The sequence below is a fragment of the Pseudomonas citronellolis genome, assembly GCF_900112375.1.
In the GTDB taxonomy this organism is placed as follows: domain Bacteria; phylum Pseudomonadota; class Gammaproteobacteria; order Pseudomonadales; family Pseudomonadaceae; genus Pseudomonas; species Pseudomonas citronellolis.
Map to the genome: position 1 here is coordinate 84,320 of NZ_FOLS01000027.1, position 16,853 is coordinate 101,172.

The following is a 16,853-nucleotide window of genomic DNA, read 5'->3' on the forward strand; positions in this document are numbered from 1 at the left end:
GCCCACCCTGAAGGCGGCCCGATGCGCCCTGTACGACGAGGACCGCCCATGCCCCGTACGCTCGCCCGCAAGGACCCGACCGCCTTCAAGACCCTGCCGTTGCTGGTCGAGGCCAACCCCGACAGCCTGGTCTACCAGGGCCTCGGCCTGCCGCTGAATTTCTCCCAGGTCCTGGAGCGCCGCCGCCCGGTCGAGGTGGCCGATACCCAGCGCTTCACCGCCGAGCTGGCCAACCTGGGCGTGTCGGTGCGCCTGACGCTCAACTGGCAGGGCCGCGACTACTGGGTGCTGGTGCGCCAGCAGCGCGCCGACCGCGGCGACACCGTGCTCAAGCTGATTTCCGGCTACGTGCCGTCCCACGAACTGAACCTGCCGCTGCTCACCGCCATCCAGGAAGTGGCCGAGGAATGCCTGGTGGAAACCGCCGACGGCTGGCTGGGCGGGCGCTTCGGCGACACCTGGCTGCCGACGCCCTACCAGGGCACCCTGCGCTACCGCGAGGCCAGCCACTTCTCGCTGACGCCGCTGTCCGGCGCCGCGCGCCCGGTGCAGGCCGGCGCCCTGCGTCTACTCGAGCGCCCGCAGGCCTACGTGCACCTGCCCACCGCTTCGCTGCAGTTGGTCTACGACCTGCGCATGGAACTGCCCAAGGACGTGCGCGACGTCAGCCTGTTCCACGTCGACGAACGCCTGGAAAGCGGCCCCCTGGTGGCCCGCCTGGACCGCCGCCGCCCGGACCTGTACCTGCTGCCGCTGGAACACGGCCAGCCCACCGACGCGCTCTTCACCCTGCGCAAGGGCGAACTGGTGAAGGCCGCGACCCGCGGCATCTGGCTGTCGGAAAGCTTCGCCGAGCAGGACGGCTGGCTGGTGCGCGACGAACGCATCCGCTTCCGCGACTGGCTCGACAGCCTGCCGCCGGCCAACGGCAATTCCGGTAAGGGCCGGCGCACGGCCTGACGCAGACAAGGTTCGCTCTGTTGTTTTCTGGGCTATTCCCCTCCGGGCCAGCGCAAGCGCTGTTCGCGATGGAGCCGCGTCCCGCGTTCGCGGGAATGACGGGATTAAGATTCGTGTTTTCCAACGTCATTCCCGCGAACGCGGGAACCCAATAGGCAGTTGCGCCTACGTTGCAGGCGGGCACGGCTTTTCGTAGGAGCGAGCTTGCTCGCGAACGAATTCCGCAGCGGGGTTTGTTCGCGAGCAAGCTCGCTCCTACGAAGAGCATTTCGGCGCTGCCGGCAAGGCGCTCGTGCTGCCCTGGAACCGTAGGAGCAGGCCCTGCGCTCCGGTCACTTCAACTGGCTGGAGGTCTTGCCCAGCAGCCTGCGCGCCACGATCAGCAGCTGGATCTGCTGGGTGCCTTCGAAGATGTCGAGGATCTTCGAGTCCCGCGCCCATTTCTCCAGCAGTTCGTCCTCGCCGTAACCCAGGGCGCCGGCCAGTTCCACGCATTTCAGGGTGACCTCGTTGGCCACGCGCCCGGCCTTGGCCTTGGCGATGGAAGCTTCCTTGGAGTTGGGCTGGCGGTTGTCGGCCATCCACGCGGCCTTCAGCGTCAGCAGGCGCGCCGCTTCCCATTCGGCCTCCAGGCGGTACAGGGTCGCCTCGGCATGGCTGACGGAGAGCAGCGGCTTGGCGTAGTCGAAACGGCACCCGGCCTTCTTCAGCAATTCGCGGGCGCGGTCCAGCGAGGCCTTGGCCACGCCCACGGCCATGGCGGCCACCAACGGGCGGGTGTTGTCGAAGGTCTCCATCACGCCGGCGAAGCCCTTCTGCACGTCGATCTCGGCATTGCCCAGCAGGTTCGCCGCCGGCACCCGGCAATCGCTGAAGCTGATGGAGGCGGTGTCCGAGGCCTTGATCCCGAGCTTCTTCTCCAGGCGGGTGACGGTCATTCCCGGGGTGCCCTTCTCCACCACGAAGGACTTGATCGCCGCGCGGCCCAGGCCACGGTCCAGGGTGGCCCAGACCACCACCGCGTCGGCGCGGGCGCCGGAGGTGACGAAGATCTTCTCGCCGTTGAGCACGTAGTGATCGCCGTCCTTGCTCGCCGTGGTGCGGATCGCCGCCGAGTCCGAGCCGCAGCCCGGCTCGGTGATGGCCATGGCCGCCCAGGTGCCGCCGAAGCGCTTGAGCTGTTCGTCATTGGCTACCGCGGCGATGGCGGCGTTGCCCAGGCCCTGGCGCGGCATGGCCAGCAGCAGGCCGACGTCGCCCCAGCACATTTCCATCACGCCCAGGCAGGCGGAGAGGTTGCCGCCGTTCTTCACGCCCTCCTCCGCCGCCGCGCCCTTGCGCTTGCTGGCCGAGGTGGCGCCCACCGCATCCGGCGAGCCGGCGTTCATGCCGTCCAGCAATGCGGCCAGCAGGTCCAGCTCCTTGGGGTAGGCGTGTTCGGCCTTGTCGTATTTGCGCGAGATCGGCCGCAGGTAGTTTTCCGCCACCTGGTGCGCCTGGTTGACCAGGCCGCGGAATTTCTTCGGGGTTTCCAGGTACATGCAGGCGCTCCTCAGAGGTGCAGGCCGCCGGCCATCACGGCCACGGCGCGCAGGTCGCGATACCAGCGCTCGGCTGGGTGTTCCTTGGTGAAGCCGTGGCCGCCGAGCAGCTGCACGGCGTCGGTACCGATCTTCATGGCCTTTTCCGCGCAGAGCAGGCGCGCCAGGTAGGCCTCGCGATGGAACGGCTGGCCGCGCTCGGCCAGGGCGCAGGCGCGCCAGGTCATCAGGCGCATGGCGTCCAGCTCGATGGCGATGTCGGCGACCATGAAGGCTACGCCCTGGCGGTGGCTGATGGGTTCGCCGAAGGCCTCGCGCTCGTTGCAGTAGCCGATCACGTAGTCCAGCGCCGCCTGGGCAGTGCCCAGAGCCAGGGCGCACCAGGCCAGGCCGCTGAGGTCGAGGAAGGCCTGGTAGTCGAATTTCTCCGCAGCCAGGCGCCGTTCGGCGGCCACCTTCACGCTCTTCAGGCGGATGCGCGCGGTGCCGGCGGCTTTTAGGCCCATGGCCGGTTCCGGACGGCGTTCCACGCCCCTGGCGGCGGCATCGACCAGGAACAGCGCCGGGCCGTCGGCAGTCTGTGCGGCGACCAGCAACTGGCTGGCGTCCAGGCCGCGCACCACCAGGCACTTCTCGCCGGACAGCAGGTAATGGCCGCCGCGCTTGCGCGCCTGGGTCTTCAGTTGCGCGGCGTCGGCCAGCAGCTGCGGTTCGCCGACGGCGATGCCGATCAGCGGCGGGCCGTCCTCGCCGACGAACGCCGGCAGCCACTGCGCCTGCTGCTGCGGGCTGGCCCAGCGGCGGATGCAGTTGGCCGCCGACAGCGGCACCAGCAGCGCGGCGGCCAGGCTCAGGTCACCGCGGGCCAGGGCTTCGGCGATCAGGGCGTTGGTCAGCACGGTGCGCTCACCGGCCATGCCGCCGTGCACTTCGTTCACCCCGTAGTAGGCCAGGCCCAGTTCCAGGGCCTGGTTGAGCAGTTCGGCGGGCACCCCGGCGTTGGCGTCGGCATCGTGGGCGGCCGGGCGCAGCACCTCGGCGGCGAAGCCTTCGAGCATTTCCACCAGCATCTGCTGTTCGTCGGACAGCGACAGGTCGAAGAGCCCGTCCGGGTCGACCTTGCGCGGCGCCTTGAGCTGCTTGGCAGCGCGCTGGCTGGCCATGCGGAAGCCGGTGCGACTGCCGGTGTAGAGCAGTTTCTCGAAGGGTTTGCGCAGTTTCAGGCGGTCCGGCCAGTCGGCCTGGGCCACCCGGTTGAGCACGGCCAGGGCGCGGCCCTGCACGTCGGTGGTCATGGCATCTCGCTCCACGCGGGGATGGGATGCCGGGATCATGCGCCGGGAAGCGGCGGGGGGACCATGACCGCTTTGCCGGGACGCGCTGGCACGACGGTCACTGGGAACGTAGGGCGTACAACCGTTCGCGGTTGTACGCCGTTACACCCAGGCACATCGGCGGCTCCGAGGTCGAGCCCGGAGCACTCTGGGGTCCAATATGGAGGTCGGCCGGAGCGCCTGAGCCTGGCGCGGCTGGTGAGGGGCGCTTCGAGTTTGGCAGCGAGCAGGGGTCAGCCGAGGTCAGGCGGCGTATAACCGCGAACGGTTATACGCCCTACGTCCATGGGATATCGGCGTCAGCGCTTCTGGCGGATCTTTTCGACGATGGCGGTGGTGGAGCTGTTCGGCACCAGGCCGAGCACGCGCACTTCGCCGCCGTAGCCGGCGACTATGTCGGCGCCGACCACCTGGTCGACGGAGTAGTCGCCGCCCTTGACCAGCACGTCCGGGCGCACCTGGGCGAGCAGGCGTTCGGGGGTGTCTTCGCTGAAGCTCACCACCCAATCCACCGCGCCGAGGCCGGCGAGCACCGCCATGCGTCGGTCGACGCTGTTGATCGGCCGGCCCGGGCCTTTCAGACGACAGACCGAGGCGTCGTCGTTGACCGCCACGATCAGCCGGTCGCCCTGGGCGCGGGCCTGTTCCAGGTAACTGACATGGCCGGCGTGGAGGATGTCGAAGCAGCCGTTGGTGAAGACGATCTTCTCGCCGTGGGCGCGGGCGTCCTCGATGGCCAGCAGCAGTTGCTCCAGGCCCAGCACGCCGCGCTCGGAGCCCTGCTCGCGCTGCACCGCGCGGCGCAGTTCGGGGGCGCTGATGGCCGCGGTGCCGAGCTTACCGACCACGATGCCGGCGGCCAGGTTGGCCAGGGCCACGGCCTGCGGCAGGTCTTCGCCGGCGGCCAGGGCGCCGGCCAGGGTGGAGATCACGGTGTCGCCGGCGCCGGTGACGTCGAACACCTCGCGGGCGCGGGCCGGCAGGTGCAGCGCCGGGTGGCCGGGGCGCAGCAGGGTCATGCCGTGCTCGCCGCGGGTCACCAGCAGGGCGCCCAGGTCCAGGTCGCCGAGCAGCTTCAGGCCCTTGGCCACCAGTTCGTTCTCATCCTGGCAGCGGCCGACGATGGCTTCGAATTCGGAGAGGTTCGGGGTGATCAGGCTGGCGCCGCGGTAGATGGAGAAGTCCTTGCCCTTGGGGTCGGCCAGCACCGGGATGTTGCGCTTGCGCGCGGCCTGGATCAGCGCCTGGTGGTTCTTCAGCGCGCCCTTGCCGTAGTCCGACAGCACCAGCACGCGGACCTGGTCCAGCAGCGCCTCGGTCTCGCGGGCCAGGGCCTCGGCGTCGGTCCTGAAGGGTTCCTCGAAGTCCACCCGCAACAACTGTTGATGCCGGCTCATGACGCGCAGCTTGACGATGGTCGGCTGCCCGGCGATGCGCTGGAAGCGGGTGGTCACGCCCACCGCGCCGAGGCTGTCGGCCAGGCTGGCGGCGGCCTCGTCCTCGCCGGTGACGCCGACCAGGAAGGCCGGGGCGCCCAGGGCGGCCAGGTTCAGCGCGACGTTGGCCGCGCCGCCGGGGCGGTCCTCATGCTGCTCGACCCGCACCACCGGCACCGGAGCCTCGGGCGAGATGCGCGAGGTCGCGCCGTGCCAGTAGCGGTCGAGCATCACGTCGCCGACCACCAGCACAGGGGCCTGATCGAAACGGGGCATGGTCAGTTTCATGGGAACTCCGCAGGTCGAAATCGCCGCGGATAATACCATAGCCGCTCGCCCGGCCTCGCGCCGGACGCCGGTCGTTCAGCGCAGCGGACGCACCCAGAACAGCTCGTGGCGACGCACCGCCTTGCGGAAGAATTCGTCCTCGCCGAAGGCCGGCCAGCGGCGCCCGGCCAGGGCCCGCTGGATCAGCCGGCGCAGGCGTTTCTTGGCCGGCAAAGGGACTGTCAGGTCGTGCTGCATGGCCAGGGCCTGGGCCTTGTCGAGGCGCATGGCGGCGTCCAGCGTCGGGCTCCACAGGGCGTCGGCCGGCAGCGGCTCGATGCACGGCGGCAGGGCCACGCCGCCTTCGGCCGGGCCCATGGGCCAGCGGTCGTTGTCGTGCAGGTGGTTGGCGTAGAACAGCAGGGTCTGCGGCTTCCAGGCGCTGCGCTCGATCGCCTCGCACAGCGCGCGCGTGGCGTGCACGTGGTCGGCGTGGGGGTCCAGCTGCGGGTGCGGGGTGACCAGCACCTCGGGGCGGAAGTGCTCCAGTAGCGCCGCGAGGTCAGCCACAAGGTTGTTCCAGCTGGGCACGCCGTCGGCGTCGGCCGGCAGCTGCAGCGGGTTATGCCGGCGCAGGTCGCGGATGTCGCTCTCGCCGGACTCCCGCGAGCCGAAGCCCTTGTCCGGTTCGCCGCACATCGCCGGCAGTTGCAGGCAGTAGTAGCCCAGTTGCACGCAGCGGCTGGCCGGCACCCCGCCCCACAGCGGCACGGCCAGGCTGTCCCAGGTGCGCAGGCGGCCCTTCAGGCGCGCCGCGGCGGCCTTGTCCAGGCCCAGGCGCTGGTAGTGCTCGGCCTCGATCTCGCCCTGGGTGAGGGTGACGATGCTGACCTCGGCGGCGCGGCTGTACAGGCCGAAGGCGGCCAGTTCGGCGTCGTCGGCGTGGGGCGCGATGACCATCAGCCGGCGTTCGGCGTAGTCCGGGTTGTGGAAGGCGTGCAGGGTGCCCTGGCTGTCGAGGCGGCAGTGGCGGCCGCGGATGCGCAGGTGCCCACTGCGTAGGGCCGCACCCTGGCCGGACAGGTTGAGGTAGCGCACGCCGTTCACGCCGCGCTCGAAGTCCTGGCGGTCGACACCCTCGCTGCCTTCGATCAGCACCTGCGGGTCGAGCCAGCGCCCCAGCCAGTTGGCCTTGACGCGGATCTGCAGCAGCAGCGTCTCGTGGTCCGCGGGCAGCGCATCGGTGGCAACGTGCAGGCCGTGCGGGCCGAGGGAGGCCGGCAGGCTCAGCTGGCCTTCCGGGAAGTCGTAGCGGTAGTCGTCGCGCGGCGAGTAGAACAGGTGGTCGGCGAACCAGGCCTCGTGGGCCACCCAGCCCAGCAGCACGGCCAGCGGCACGCTCCACCAGGGGGCGAACACGCCGAGGGCGACCAGCGCCAGCAGCGCGACCAGCAGCACCAGGCGCTTCTTGCGGCGGTGGGCCTTGAGCAGTTGCTGCTTGCGGGCGCTCATGGGCGTTCTCCGGGGAAGGGACCTATTGCCTTGTGGATGTAGGAGCGAGCTTGCTCGCGAATGAGTCCGCTGCGGAATCTGTTCGCGAGCAAGCTCGCTCCTACGAAGAGCATTTCGAGCATTTACACCTGGAACACCGGCACCCGGTGGCACCAGCGGTCCTTGTATTCGCGGTCGGCGCGGCCGAAGGAATAGCGTAGCGGCTTGCCCAGCGCCTCGGCCTCGGCCCAGGCCTGCTGGGTGTTGACGTGGGTGAGCACGCTGCCGGGGCTGAACTCGCGGTTCTCCGGGGCCACGCCGCCGTTGATGTACTCGACGCTGATCCACTTCGGCGACTCGACGCGGTAGAGAATCTGGATCGCCACCGGCTCGCCGTCCAGGCGCACCAGCGAGCCGCGCATGAATTCGCGCATCAACTCCAGCACCTCGGCCAGGCGCGCCTTGCCCGGCACCTCGAAGCCCCAGCGGCGCTGGAACAGTTCGGCGTAGATGCGCGCCTGTTCGGCCGGGCTCAGCTCGTCCATCGGCTGCAGCACGCCGCCCGCCTCTTCCAGCAGGCGCAGTTCGCGGCGCTGGTTGTAGCGGAATTTCTTCGAGAAGTCCGCCGGCGCGCGGTTCAGCGCCAGCTCTTCATCCTGCCGGCGGGCGTCGGTCACCTGCTGCTGGTTCAACTCGGACAGGTAGCGCACCCGGTGGCGCAGGGCGATCCGCGCGTCCTCGGCAACCGGCAGGATGACCTCGGCATTGCCCAGGTCGAACAGCGCCTTCTTGCCTTCGCGCTTGAGCACGTCCTTGGACAGCGCCAGATGCCGGCCCCAGGTGGGGATGGCGGCGCGCAGCTGGCCGTCGGCGACCCAGCCCAGGTAGCGCACCGGGATGCCGGCCAGGCCGGCCAGGCGCTCCACCACCTGCGGGTGGGTGGCCACGCTGCCGCCGAAGCGTTGCCAGGCCTCGGCGTAGGCCGCGGCGTCGATGGTCGTCCAGCCGCGCTCGCGGAAGCAGCGCAGGCGATCGAGCAGGGCCATTCAGACCGACTCGCCGACGCCGTCCTCGGCCGGCTCGTCGGCGAACTGCCTGGCGTGCAGGCGCGCGTAGTAGCCGTTGAGGGCGATCAGCTCGTCGTGGGTGCCGCGCTCGACGATGTGGCCCTGGTCCATCACCAGGATCAGGTCGGCGCGCTCGATGGTGCTCAGGCGGTGGGCGATCACCAGGGTGGTGCGGCCCTCCATGACCTTCTCCAGGGCGGCCTGGATGTGCCGCTCGGACTCGGTGTCCAGCGCCGAGGTGGCCTCGTCGAGGATCAGCACCGGGGCGTCCTTGAGCAGCGCGCGGGCGATGGCCAGGCGCTGGCGCTGGCCGCCGGAGAGCATCACGCCGTTCTCGCCCACCTCGGTGTCGAAGCCTTCGGCCAGGCGGTCGATGAACTCGCGGGCGAAGGCATCCTCGGCGGCCTTCTCCACCGCGCTGCGCGGCTTGCTGGCGAGGTCGCCGTAGGCGATGTTGTTGAGCACGCTGTCGTTGAACAGGTTGACCTGCTGGGTGACCAGCGAGATGTGCTTGCGCAGGTTGCGCAGGCGGTAGTCGTCGACGTCCACGCCATCGAGGAGGATCTTGCCCTCGCTGTGGTCGTAGAAGCGCGGGATGAGGTTGGCCAGGGTCGACTTGCCGCTGCCGGAGCGGCCGACCAGGGCGACCATCTGCCCCGGCTCGACGCTGAAGTTGAGGTCATTGAGCACGCGCTTGTCGGTGCCCGGGTAGGTGAAGCTGAGGTTCTTCACTTCCAGGCGGCCCTGCACGCGCTCCTTCTCCACGCTGCCATGGTCCACCTCGGGCTGCTCGTCGAGCTGCTCGAAGATGCTCTCGGCGCCGGCCACGCCCTTCTGGATGGTGGAGCTGACTTCGGAAAGCTGGCGGATCGGCTTGGGCAGCAGGCCGGCCATGGAGATGTAGGCCACCAGGTCGCCGACGGTGGCGTCGCCGCGCAGCAGCAGCACCAGGTACAGCAGCACCGCCATGGCGCTGTAGATCACCAGTTGCAGCATCGGCGTGTAGATCGCCGAGGTCTTGTTCATGCGCAGGTTCTTGCTGGTGTTCTCGTGGCTCACCTGCAGGAAGCGCTCGCGCTCGTAGGCCTCGCCGCCGAAGCTGCGCACCACGCGGTAGCCCTGGATGGTCTCGGAGGAAACGTGGGTCACGTCGCCCATGGCCACCTGGATCTTCTTGCTCTGCTTGCGGAACTTGCGGCTGGCGCTGGTCACCATCACGGCGATGACCGGCAGGATGGCGACCATCACCAGGGTCAGCTTCCAGTTCATGTACAGCAGCGAGAGGAACAGGAAGACCACGGTCATGCCTTCGCGGATCACCACCTTGATGGCGTCGGTGGCGGCGCCGGTGACCATGGTCACGTTGAAGGTGATGCGCGAGATCAGGTGCCCGGAGTTGTGGCTGTCGAAGTAGCGGTTGGGCAGCGTCAGCAGGTTGTTGAACAGCGCCACCCGCAGGTCGTGCACCAGGCCCAGGGAGACGCGGGCGATGTAGTAGTTGCCGAGGAAGGAGCCGATGCCCTGCCACACCGCGATCATCACCACCAGCAGCGGCACCGCGTAGAGCAGCGAGAGGTCGCGCAGCCAGGGCCAGGGCGCGTTGGGGAACAGCTTGGCGTCCGGGTGCGTCAGGCCGTCGACGAAATACTTGAGGATGCCGGCCAGCATCGGCTGGGTGGCGGCGAAGATCAGGAAGCCGACGATGCTCAGGGCGAACATGCCCCAATAGGGCCGCACGTAGGTGAGCAGGCGGAAGTAAATCTTCAGGCTCGAGGGCTCTGCGGTGTCTTTGCCGGTCATGAAAGAATCGCACGCTGAAAAGGCCGGCGATTATAACACAGGCCTCTCGTTTGCCCGGCGCCTGGGCTACTATAGCCGGCCCCCGTCCAGGAAGCCGGTATGCAAGAGCTCGACCTATCCGCCTACGAATCGCTTCGCGCCGGCGCCACCGTGCTGGAAGCCGACAAGCACGGCGACAAGGTCCTGCGCCTGCCCGACGGCAACTTCGTCAAGCTGTTCCGGCGCAAGCGGCTGATCTCCTCGGCGGCGCTCTACCCCTACGCCCAGCGCTTCGCCGACAACGCCCGGGCGCTGCAGCGGCTGGGCATTCCCTGCCCCGAGGTGATCGGCGTCTACCGCGTGCCCGGCATCGCCCGCGACCTGGTGCACTACCGCCCGCTGCCGGGCCAGACGCTGCGCCAGTTGATCGCCGCCGGCCAGGCCGACAGCGCCCTGCGCGAGCGCCTGGGCGAGCTGATCGCCCGGCTGCACGAGCGCGGCGTGTACTTCCGTTCGCTGCACCTGGGCAACGTGGTGCAGACCCCGCAGGGCGAATTGGGGCTGATCGACATCGCCGACATGAAGACCCAGCGCCGCGCCCTCGGCCGCGCCCAGCGCAAGCGCAACTTCGCGCACATGCTGCGCTATGCGGAGGATCGGCAGTGGTTGCTGGCGGATGAGGGCGGCGAGCTGAGCGAGGGCTACCTGCGCCACGGCACGGTACGCTGGGACGCCCGCGAACTGCGGGGCATCCTCAACGCCGGTTGAGTTCGCCGCCGGCCTGCCCGGCCGGGCGCTTCAGGCTCAGGCCGAGCAGGAACACCGCCCAGGGCATCAGCCACATGGCGCGGGTGCGCTCCCACAGGCTGAATACGTCGAACTGCATGGCCACGCTGGCATAGACCCACAGCAGCAGCAACGCCAGGCCCAGTTGCGTATGGCGGCTGCGCCAGGCCCGCAGGCCCAGCATCGCCCAGAGCACCAGCCAGACGAGCAGCGCCGGAATCCCATACTGCAGGGCGGTGTGCAGCAGGAAATTGTGGGCGCTGCCATGGTAGCCGCCGGCCCAGCCCTGGACCTCGTAGGTGGTGCCGTAGCCCACGCCGTTCCAGAAATGCTCGCGCAGGATCGGCAAGGCGCTGCGCAACAGCTCCAGCCGCTCCGAATCCCCCCTTGCCATCAGGCTCGGCTCCAGGCAGAACAGCGCGATGCCGCCGGCCAGGGCCGACAGGGCAGCCAGGCGCTTGCGCCAGCCCGGCAGCAACACCAGGCAGAACACTGCCGTGGCCATCAGCGCCAGGAGCGCACCGCGGCTGCCGCACAGGGCGACATAGACCAGCGGGGGGAGCTGCAACAGCAGCCAGGCCAGCCACCAGCCGCGCCTCGTCGGACGCAGCGGCAACGCCATCACCAGCAGGAAGCCCGTGGCGTAGGCGGCCGCGTTGGGGTTGTCGAGGAAGCCTCCGAAGCCGTTCAGGCGCTCGGGCGCATAAGCCGGCGCCCAGAGCAGCGCGGCCAGGCTGTAGAGGCTGTTGAGGACACCGAGCAGCACCAGGGTGCCGCGCAGGCGTGGCTCGCTGGCCCGGGCCCAGAGCAGCCAGCCACAGACCAACAATACGAAGAGGCTCGACTGCTTGACCCGCGACAATCGGTCGAAATCGCCGACGGCCCACAACAGCGAGAGGTTGGCCCAGGCGAACAGCGCCAGGAACAACCACATTTCCCTGCGTTCGGCGATCAGCCGCCCCAGTTCGGCGCGGCGGGCGATTACCAGCCAGAGCGCCGGCAGGTACACGAACAGCGCCACCATGGTGTAGTAGAACTTCATGGTCGGCGTCAGCAACACCCCGGCGATGGTCCAGAACACGCCGAACCCCAGCATCGCCTCGGCCACCCGGTCCCTGCGGGCGATTGGTACACCGCCTTGACTCATCGCGGGCCGCCAGGTCTGCCACGCTTGCAACAACATCGACTTCATCCCGGACGCACTCATCCCTCGTGGAACTTGAACATGAGGTGACGCAGGCGACGCCAGGTCACGCGATTCCAGCGCCATGGCGGCAGCCGCAGAAGAAGCCGCAGGGCATAGGCCTTGTCCGATACCACCGAGTACTTGAGCGCCTTGTTGATCACGCAGGTCAGGCCCTGCGAGTAGCAGGGATGGCCACGATAGGGGGCGATGGCCATCAGGTCGTAGTCGAGCTGGCACTGGTAGGCGGTCTTGGACATGTTGCCCGCATGCCTGCGGTAGAGCGTCACCAGGTCCGGCAGCACATCCGTGCGATAGCCCAGGTGGGCGATCTTCAGGGTGATCTGGAAATCCTGGATGCGGATCGCCGGGTCATAGCCCCCGGCACGGTCCAGCGCCTCGCGTCGATACATGGCCACGGGGGCGCCGATGGCGTGGGCGCGGGACAGCAGCTCGGCGAAGCTGTAGCTGCGCAGCGACTTGCCCTCCTCGGTCTTCAGCCGCCGCCCTTCGGAGTCGACGTAGACCACCCGCGCCCCGACGCAGCCCACCTGGGGATGCGCCTCGAGGTAGGCGGCCTGCAGCGACAGGCGGCCCGGCAGCATGACGTCATCGGAATCGGGCGTGGCGATGAACTCGCCGCGGGCATGGCTCAGGGCCGTGTTCAGCGCGGCGCTGACGCCCTGGTTGGCTTGCCGGTAGAACTGGAAGCCGTAGCGCTGGCGCAGGGCCTCGATCTTTTCGGCGCTGGCATCCTGGGAGCCGTCGTCGACGACGATCAGCTCGAAATTCGGATAATCCTGCTCGAGGATGCTCAGCAGGGCCTCCTCGATGTAGCGTTCGCGGTTGTAACAGGGAACCAGCACGGAGATCAGCGGCCTGGGCACGACCACCTCCGGCCCCGATGGCCGCCACGAAAGCTTCGGCGCATGAATGTTCAAATTCCCAGAGCCCGGCGTAATCGCTCCAGCCTGCCCGGTTGCGGACGTGGGCGCAAGGGTGGCGTCATCGCCTCGACGATGCGCGCCCCGATCTGGCTGAAACCGAAGCCTTCCTCGGCCAGCCGGCGGCCCTGCGCGGCGATGCGCGCGGCCAGGGCGGGGTCCTCGCGCAGCACCTGCAGCTTGCGGCGCAGCTCGGGGATGTCGCGGTAGAACACCACGTTGTGCATGTCCGCCAGGCCCAGCGCGCGGTTTTCCTCCTCGCCTTGGTCGTAGGCGAAAAGCACGCAGCCGCAGGCCATGGCCTCGAAGTTCTTGATCATGTACTCGCCCATGCCGACGTCCGCGCTGACGAAGAAGCGGATGCGGTTGAGCGTGTTCAGGTAGTCCTCGCCGGAGTTGGTCTTGGTGACCAGCAGGTTCTCCACCTTGCCCAGCTCGTCCAGCAGCGCCTTGCGCCCGCTGTAGGCGACGCTGCCGGTGCTGCCGACGAAGGCCAGTTCGATGTCGCGCTCGCGGCCCAGGTCGTGGAGCAGGTCCTGGTCGTAGCCCTTGGGCACGAAGACGGCGTCGAAGCCCTCCTCGCGCAGGCGCCGGGCGACCACCGCGCCGGAGCTGATCACCCGCGCCCAGGGCATGCGCCGGTAGTGGGCGCTGAACTTGCCGGTGTACTTGCAGGGGATGTAGTTCTGGTAGGCATCGTGTTCGAGGATCACCAGGTTCGGCACGCTGGCGATGAAGGAAGCCTGGCGCATTTCCTTCTTGAAGCGCAGGAAGAACAGGATGCGGTCGTAGCGCGAGACGTCGACCTGCTCGCGGAAGTAGCGGCGCAGGTTGGCCTGCTCGTCGCTGCTCAGCCAGCGCAGGTCGCAGTCGCAGTGCTCGGCGATGCCGTCGTAGAGGCGGTCGAGAATGGCGCGTTGTTCTTTCTGGACCAGGAACAGGACTTTCAAGATTCACCCTTGGCGGCCGCGGCCGTCATTCGGAAACGCCACGCGTCAGCGCACGGACCATCGGCAGGCTCCAGAACTCCTGGCGCACGGCCTCGTCGGAGAAGCGCGTGTGCAGGCGCTCGTCCATCAGCCGGGCGCAGGCCTCGCGCTGCTGCCGGTCGAGCGCCGCCAGATGCCCCAGGCCCTGGGCCAGGGCCGCGTCGTCGCGCAGCGGGAAGAGGATGCCCAGGCCCTCGACGATTTCGCCGGCGCCGCCGCCGGCGGTGGAGATCAGCGGCACGCCGGCGGCCATGGCCTCCAGCAGGACCATGCCGAAGGGCTCGTGGTCGGAACTCAGAGCGAACACGTCGAAGGCCTTGAAGTAGCGCCGCGCGTCCGGCACCTGGCCGAGGAACAGCACGCGCTCGGCGATGCCAAGCTCGCGGGCCAGCGCCTTGAGGTCTTCCTCCAGGCGGCCCTTGCCGAGGATCGCCAGCAGCGCGTTCGGCGGCAGCTGCGGCAGGGCCTCGGCGAAACCGCGCAGCAGCGTGGCCTGGTCCTTGTCCGGGTGCAGGCGGCCGACGTTGCCGACCACCCAGGCGTTGTCCGCCAGGCGCAGGTGCTGGCGCGCCGGGTAGCGCTCCACCTGCTCGGCCTGCAGGGCGTCGACGTCGACGCGGTTGTACAGCGTCTCGATGCGCTCCGCCGGCCAGGCCGGCAGGCACTGGCGCAGTTCGTCGCGCACGGCGTTGGACACCGCCAGCAGGCTCAGGCGCTTGGCGAACAGCTTGGCGAACAGCTTGCGGCCGAGCCGGCGGTAGTCGCCGAAGCCGTGGTGCACGCCGATCACCGGCAGGCGCGTGGCCAGCATGGCGACCCAGGTGGGCTTGAAGCGGTGGGCGATGCAGAAGCGGAAGTCCCGCGAGCGGGCGATCTCGCGCAGGTCGCGGATGGCGCGCAGCTTGAGGCCGCGCACGTCCTTCGAGCTGTAGTCGAGGAACAGCACCTCGTCGCTGGCGCAGCCGGCGGCCACCTCGGCATCGGGCGCGCCGGTGAGGAACACCGTGGTCACCCGGTAGCCGGTGCCGGCGAACAGGCTGGCGTACTGACGGGCGCAATCCAGGAAGGGCCCGTCATAGCCGTGGCAGAACTGCAGGACCCGCGGTTCAGCCGAGCGAGTCATAGGCCGCCGCGCCTTCCTTGACCACCAGGATGTCCTGCATGATCAGGTATTGCAGGTCCGAACCGTAGAACATGTTCAGCGCGTCGGTCGGCGAGCAGATCATCGGCTCGCCACGGCGGTTCAGCGAAGTGTTCAGCGCCACGCCGTTGCCGGTGAGTTTCTCCAGCTCCTTCATCAGGTCGTAGTAGCGCGGGTTGAACTTGCGCTTGAGCACCTGGGCGCGGGAGGTGCCGTCCTCGTGGACGACTTCCGGCACGCGGGTCTTCCACTCTTCGTTGACCTCGAAGGTGAAAGTCATGAACGGCGCAGGGTGGTCGATCTTGAACATCTGCGGGCCGACGGTATCCAGCATCGACGGGCAGAAGGGCCGCCAGCGCTCGCGGAACTTGATCTGCGCGTTGATGCGGTCGGCCACGCCCGGCACGCTCGGGCAGCCGAGGATGGAGCGGCCGCCGAGGGCGCGCGGACCGAATTCCATGCGGCCCTGGAACCAGGCCACCGGGTTGCCGTCGGCCAGCACCTTGCCGATCAGCTCGGGCACGTTGTCGATCTTGCGCCAGGCCGGCTTGGACGCGTGGCGGGCGCAGGCGGCGATGACGTCTTCGTTGCTGTATTCCGGGCCGAGGTAGACGTGTTCCATCTTCTCCACCGGCACGCCGCGCTCCCAGGAAACGTAGGCGGCGGCGCCGACCGCGGTGCCGGCATCGCTGGAAGCGGGCTGCACGTACAGCTCCTTCACTTCCGGACGCGAGATGATCTTCTGGTTCAGCTTGACGTTCAGCGCGCAGCCGCCGGCGAAGGCGATCTTGCCGGTTTCGCGGAGGATGTCGCCCAGGTAGTAGTCCATCATCTCCAGCGCCAGCTTCTCGAACAGCGCCTGGATGCTGGCAGCGTAGTGGATGTATGGGTCGTCGGCGATGTCGCCTTCGCGTTTCGGGCCCAGCCACTCGATCAGCTTGGGCGAGAAGTAGTAGCCCTTGCCCTTTTCCTTGTAGCGGCGGAAGCCGATGACGTTGGCGTACTCGGTGTTGATGATCAGCTCGCCGTTCTCGAACTTGGCCAGGCGCGAGAAATCGTACTTGCTGGCGTCGCCGTAGGGCGCCATGCCCATGACCTTGAACTCGCCGTCGAGCATGTCGAAGCCGAGGTACTCGGTGATCGCGCCGTACAGGCCGCCGAGGGAGTCCGGGTCGTAGAACTCCTTGATCTTGTGGATCTTGCCGTTCTCGCCGTAGCCGAAGAAGGTGGTGGCGTACTCGCCCTTGCCGTCGATCCCGAGGATCGCGGTCTTCTCCTTGAAGCCGGAGCAGTGGTAGGCGCTGGAGGCGTGGGCCAGGTGGTGCTCCACCGGCTGGATCTTGACCTTCTTCAGGTCGAAGCCCAGTTGCTGCAGGCACCACTGGATGCGCTTGTAGTAGCGCTTGTAGCGGCGGTTGCCGAGCAGGATGGCGTCCAGCGCGCGGTCCGGGGCGTAGGCGTAGCGCTTGGCGTAGTGCCAGCGGGCCTTGCCGAACAGGCTGATGGGGGCGAAGGGAATGGCCACCACGTCGACGTCGGCGGGCTTGATGCCGGCCTGCTCCAGGCAGAACTTGGCCGACTCGTAGGGCATGCGGTTCTTCGCGTGCTTGTCGCGGACGAAGCGCTCTTCTTCGACCGCCGCGACCAGCTTGCCGTCGATGTACAGGGCGGCGGAAGGGTCATGGCTTACGGCGCCGGACAGGCCGAGGATGGTCAATGACACGGGTAAGAGCCTCTTTGAAAGCAGCTGGAAGCTTGAAGCCGGAAGCTTGAAGCAACAGCGATATTCGTCATAGCCCCTGGGGGCTTTCGTCTTCCAGCATCAAGCCTCGGGCTTGAAACCGGGATAAATTCTCTTAGAAGCAGCTCGAAGCCGGAAGTTTGAAACTGGAAGCCAAAAACAACCTACCCGCCTCCGGGCTCCTGTCTTTCAGC

The 16,853-nt window shown here is 68.4% G+C and carries 13 protein-coding genes; 2 read left to right on the top strand and 11 right to left on the bottom strand.

Annotation, left to right across the window (positions count from 1 at the left end):
- Nucleotides 1–48: 48 nt before the first annotated feature.
- Entirely contained in the window at nt 49–960 is a 912-nt protein-coding gene (locus BM060_RS23350) for a hypothetical protein (RefSeq protein ID WP_043268534.1), read from the top strand.
- Between the two features lie 332 nt (nt 961–1,292).
- Here BM060_RS23350 and BM060_RS23355 read toward each other — a convergent pair whose 3' ends face one another.
- The 6 genes from BM060_RS23355 to msbA form a co-directional block, all read right to left on the bottom strand.
- Nucleotides 1,293–2,501: an acyl-CoA dehydrogenase family protein gene (locus tag BM060_RS23355; RefSeq protein ID WP_074983427.1), complete on the bottom strand. Its 1,209-nt coding sequence runs from the start codon at nt 2,499–2,501 to the stop codon at nt 1,293–1,295.
- Between the two features lie 11 nt (nt 2,502–2,512).
- Nucleotides 2,513–3,796 (bottom strand): acyl-CoA dehydrogenase family protein, encoded by a 1,284-nt coding sequence (locus BM060_RS23360; protein WP_074983430.1) that lies wholly within the window; start codon nt 3,794–3,796, stop codon nt 2,513–2,515.
- Nucleotides 3,797–4,134: 338 nt separating this feature from the next.
- Nucleotides 4,135–5,559: a bifunctional D-glycero-beta-D-manno-heptose-7-phosphate kinase/D-glycero-beta-D-manno-heptose 1-phosphate adenylyltransferase HldE gene (gene hldE / locus BM060_RS23365; protein WP_074983432.1), complete on the bottom strand. Its 1,425-nt coding sequence runs from the start codon at nt 5,557–5,559 to the stop codon at nt 4,135–4,137.
- 75 nt (nt 5,560–5,634) lie between these two features.
- Nucleotides 5,635–7,050, bottom strand: coding sequence for a PIG-L deacetylase family protein (locus BM060_RS23370; RefSeq protein ID WP_074983435.1), 1,416 nt, complete (start codon nt 7,048–7,050; stop codon nt 5,635–5,637).
- Between the two features lie 122 nt (nt 7,051–7,172).
- Nucleotides 7,173–8,069, bottom strand: coding sequence for a GNAT family N-acetyltransferase (locus tag BM060_RS23375; RefSeq protein ID WP_074983481.1), 897 nt, complete (start codon nt 8,067–8,069; stop codon nt 7,173–7,175).
- 6 nt (nt 8,070–8,075) lie between these two features.
- Nucleotides 8,076–9,896: a lipid A export permease/ATP-binding protein MsbA gene (gene msbA, locus BM060_RS23380; RefSeq protein WP_074983437.1), complete on the bottom strand. Its 1,821-nt coding sequence runs from the start codon at nt 9,894–9,896 to the stop codon at nt 8,076–8,078.
- A gap of 99 nt (nt 9,897–9,995) precedes the next feature.
- On the opposite strand from msbA, the gene BM060_RS23385 reads away from it, so the two are divergent.
- Entirely contained in the window at nt 9,996–10,643 is a 648-nt protein-coding gene (locus BM060_RS23385; RefSeq protein ID WP_074983438.1) for a lipopolysaccharide kinase InaA family protein, read from the top strand.
- Here the strand turns inward: BM060_RS23385 and BM060_RS23390 are convergent.
- From BM060_RS23390 to BM060_RS23410, 5 genes are read right to left on the bottom strand one after another with little or no spacing between them, the layout of a single operon-like run.
- Nucleotides 10,630–11,808, bottom strand: a complete 1,179-nt coding sequence (locus BM060_RS23390) for an O-antigen ligase family protein (RefSeq protein ID WP_245322944.1) — start codon at nt 11,806–11,808, stop codon at nt 10,630–10,632. The two genes, BM060_RS23385 and BM060_RS23390, sit on opposite strands and share 14 nt — an antisense overlap.
- Before the next feature lie 56 nt (nt 11,809–11,864).
- Nucleotides 11,865–12,779, bottom strand: coding sequence for a glycosyltransferase (locus BM060_RS23395; RefSeq protein ID WP_494546291.1), 915 nt, complete (start codon nt 12,777–12,779; stop codon nt 11,865–11,867).
- A gap of 2 nt (nt 12,780–12,781) precedes the next feature.
- On the bottom strand, nt 12,782–13,738 hold the full coding sequence (locus tag BM060_RS23400; RefSeq protein ID WP_074983442.1) for a glycosyltransferase family protein: 957 nt from the start codon (nt 13,736–13,738) through the stop codon (nt 12,782–12,784).
- A gap of 25 nt (nt 13,739–13,763) precedes the next feature.
- On the bottom strand, nt 13,764–14,900 hold the full coding sequence (locus BM060_RS23405) for a glycosyltransferase (RefSeq protein WP_074983444.1): 1,137 nt from the start codon (nt 14,898–14,900) through the stop codon (nt 13,764–13,766).
- Nucleotides 14,884–16,641 (bottom strand): carbamoyltransferase family protein, encoded by a 1,758-nt coding sequence (locus BM060_RS23410; RefSeq protein WP_074983446.1) that lies wholly within the window; start codon nt 16,639–16,641, stop codon nt 14,884–14,886. Before BM060_RS23410 ends, BM060_RS23405 begins: the two co-directional genes overlap by 17 nt.
- Between the last annotated feature and the right edge of the window lie 212 nt (nt 16,642–16,853).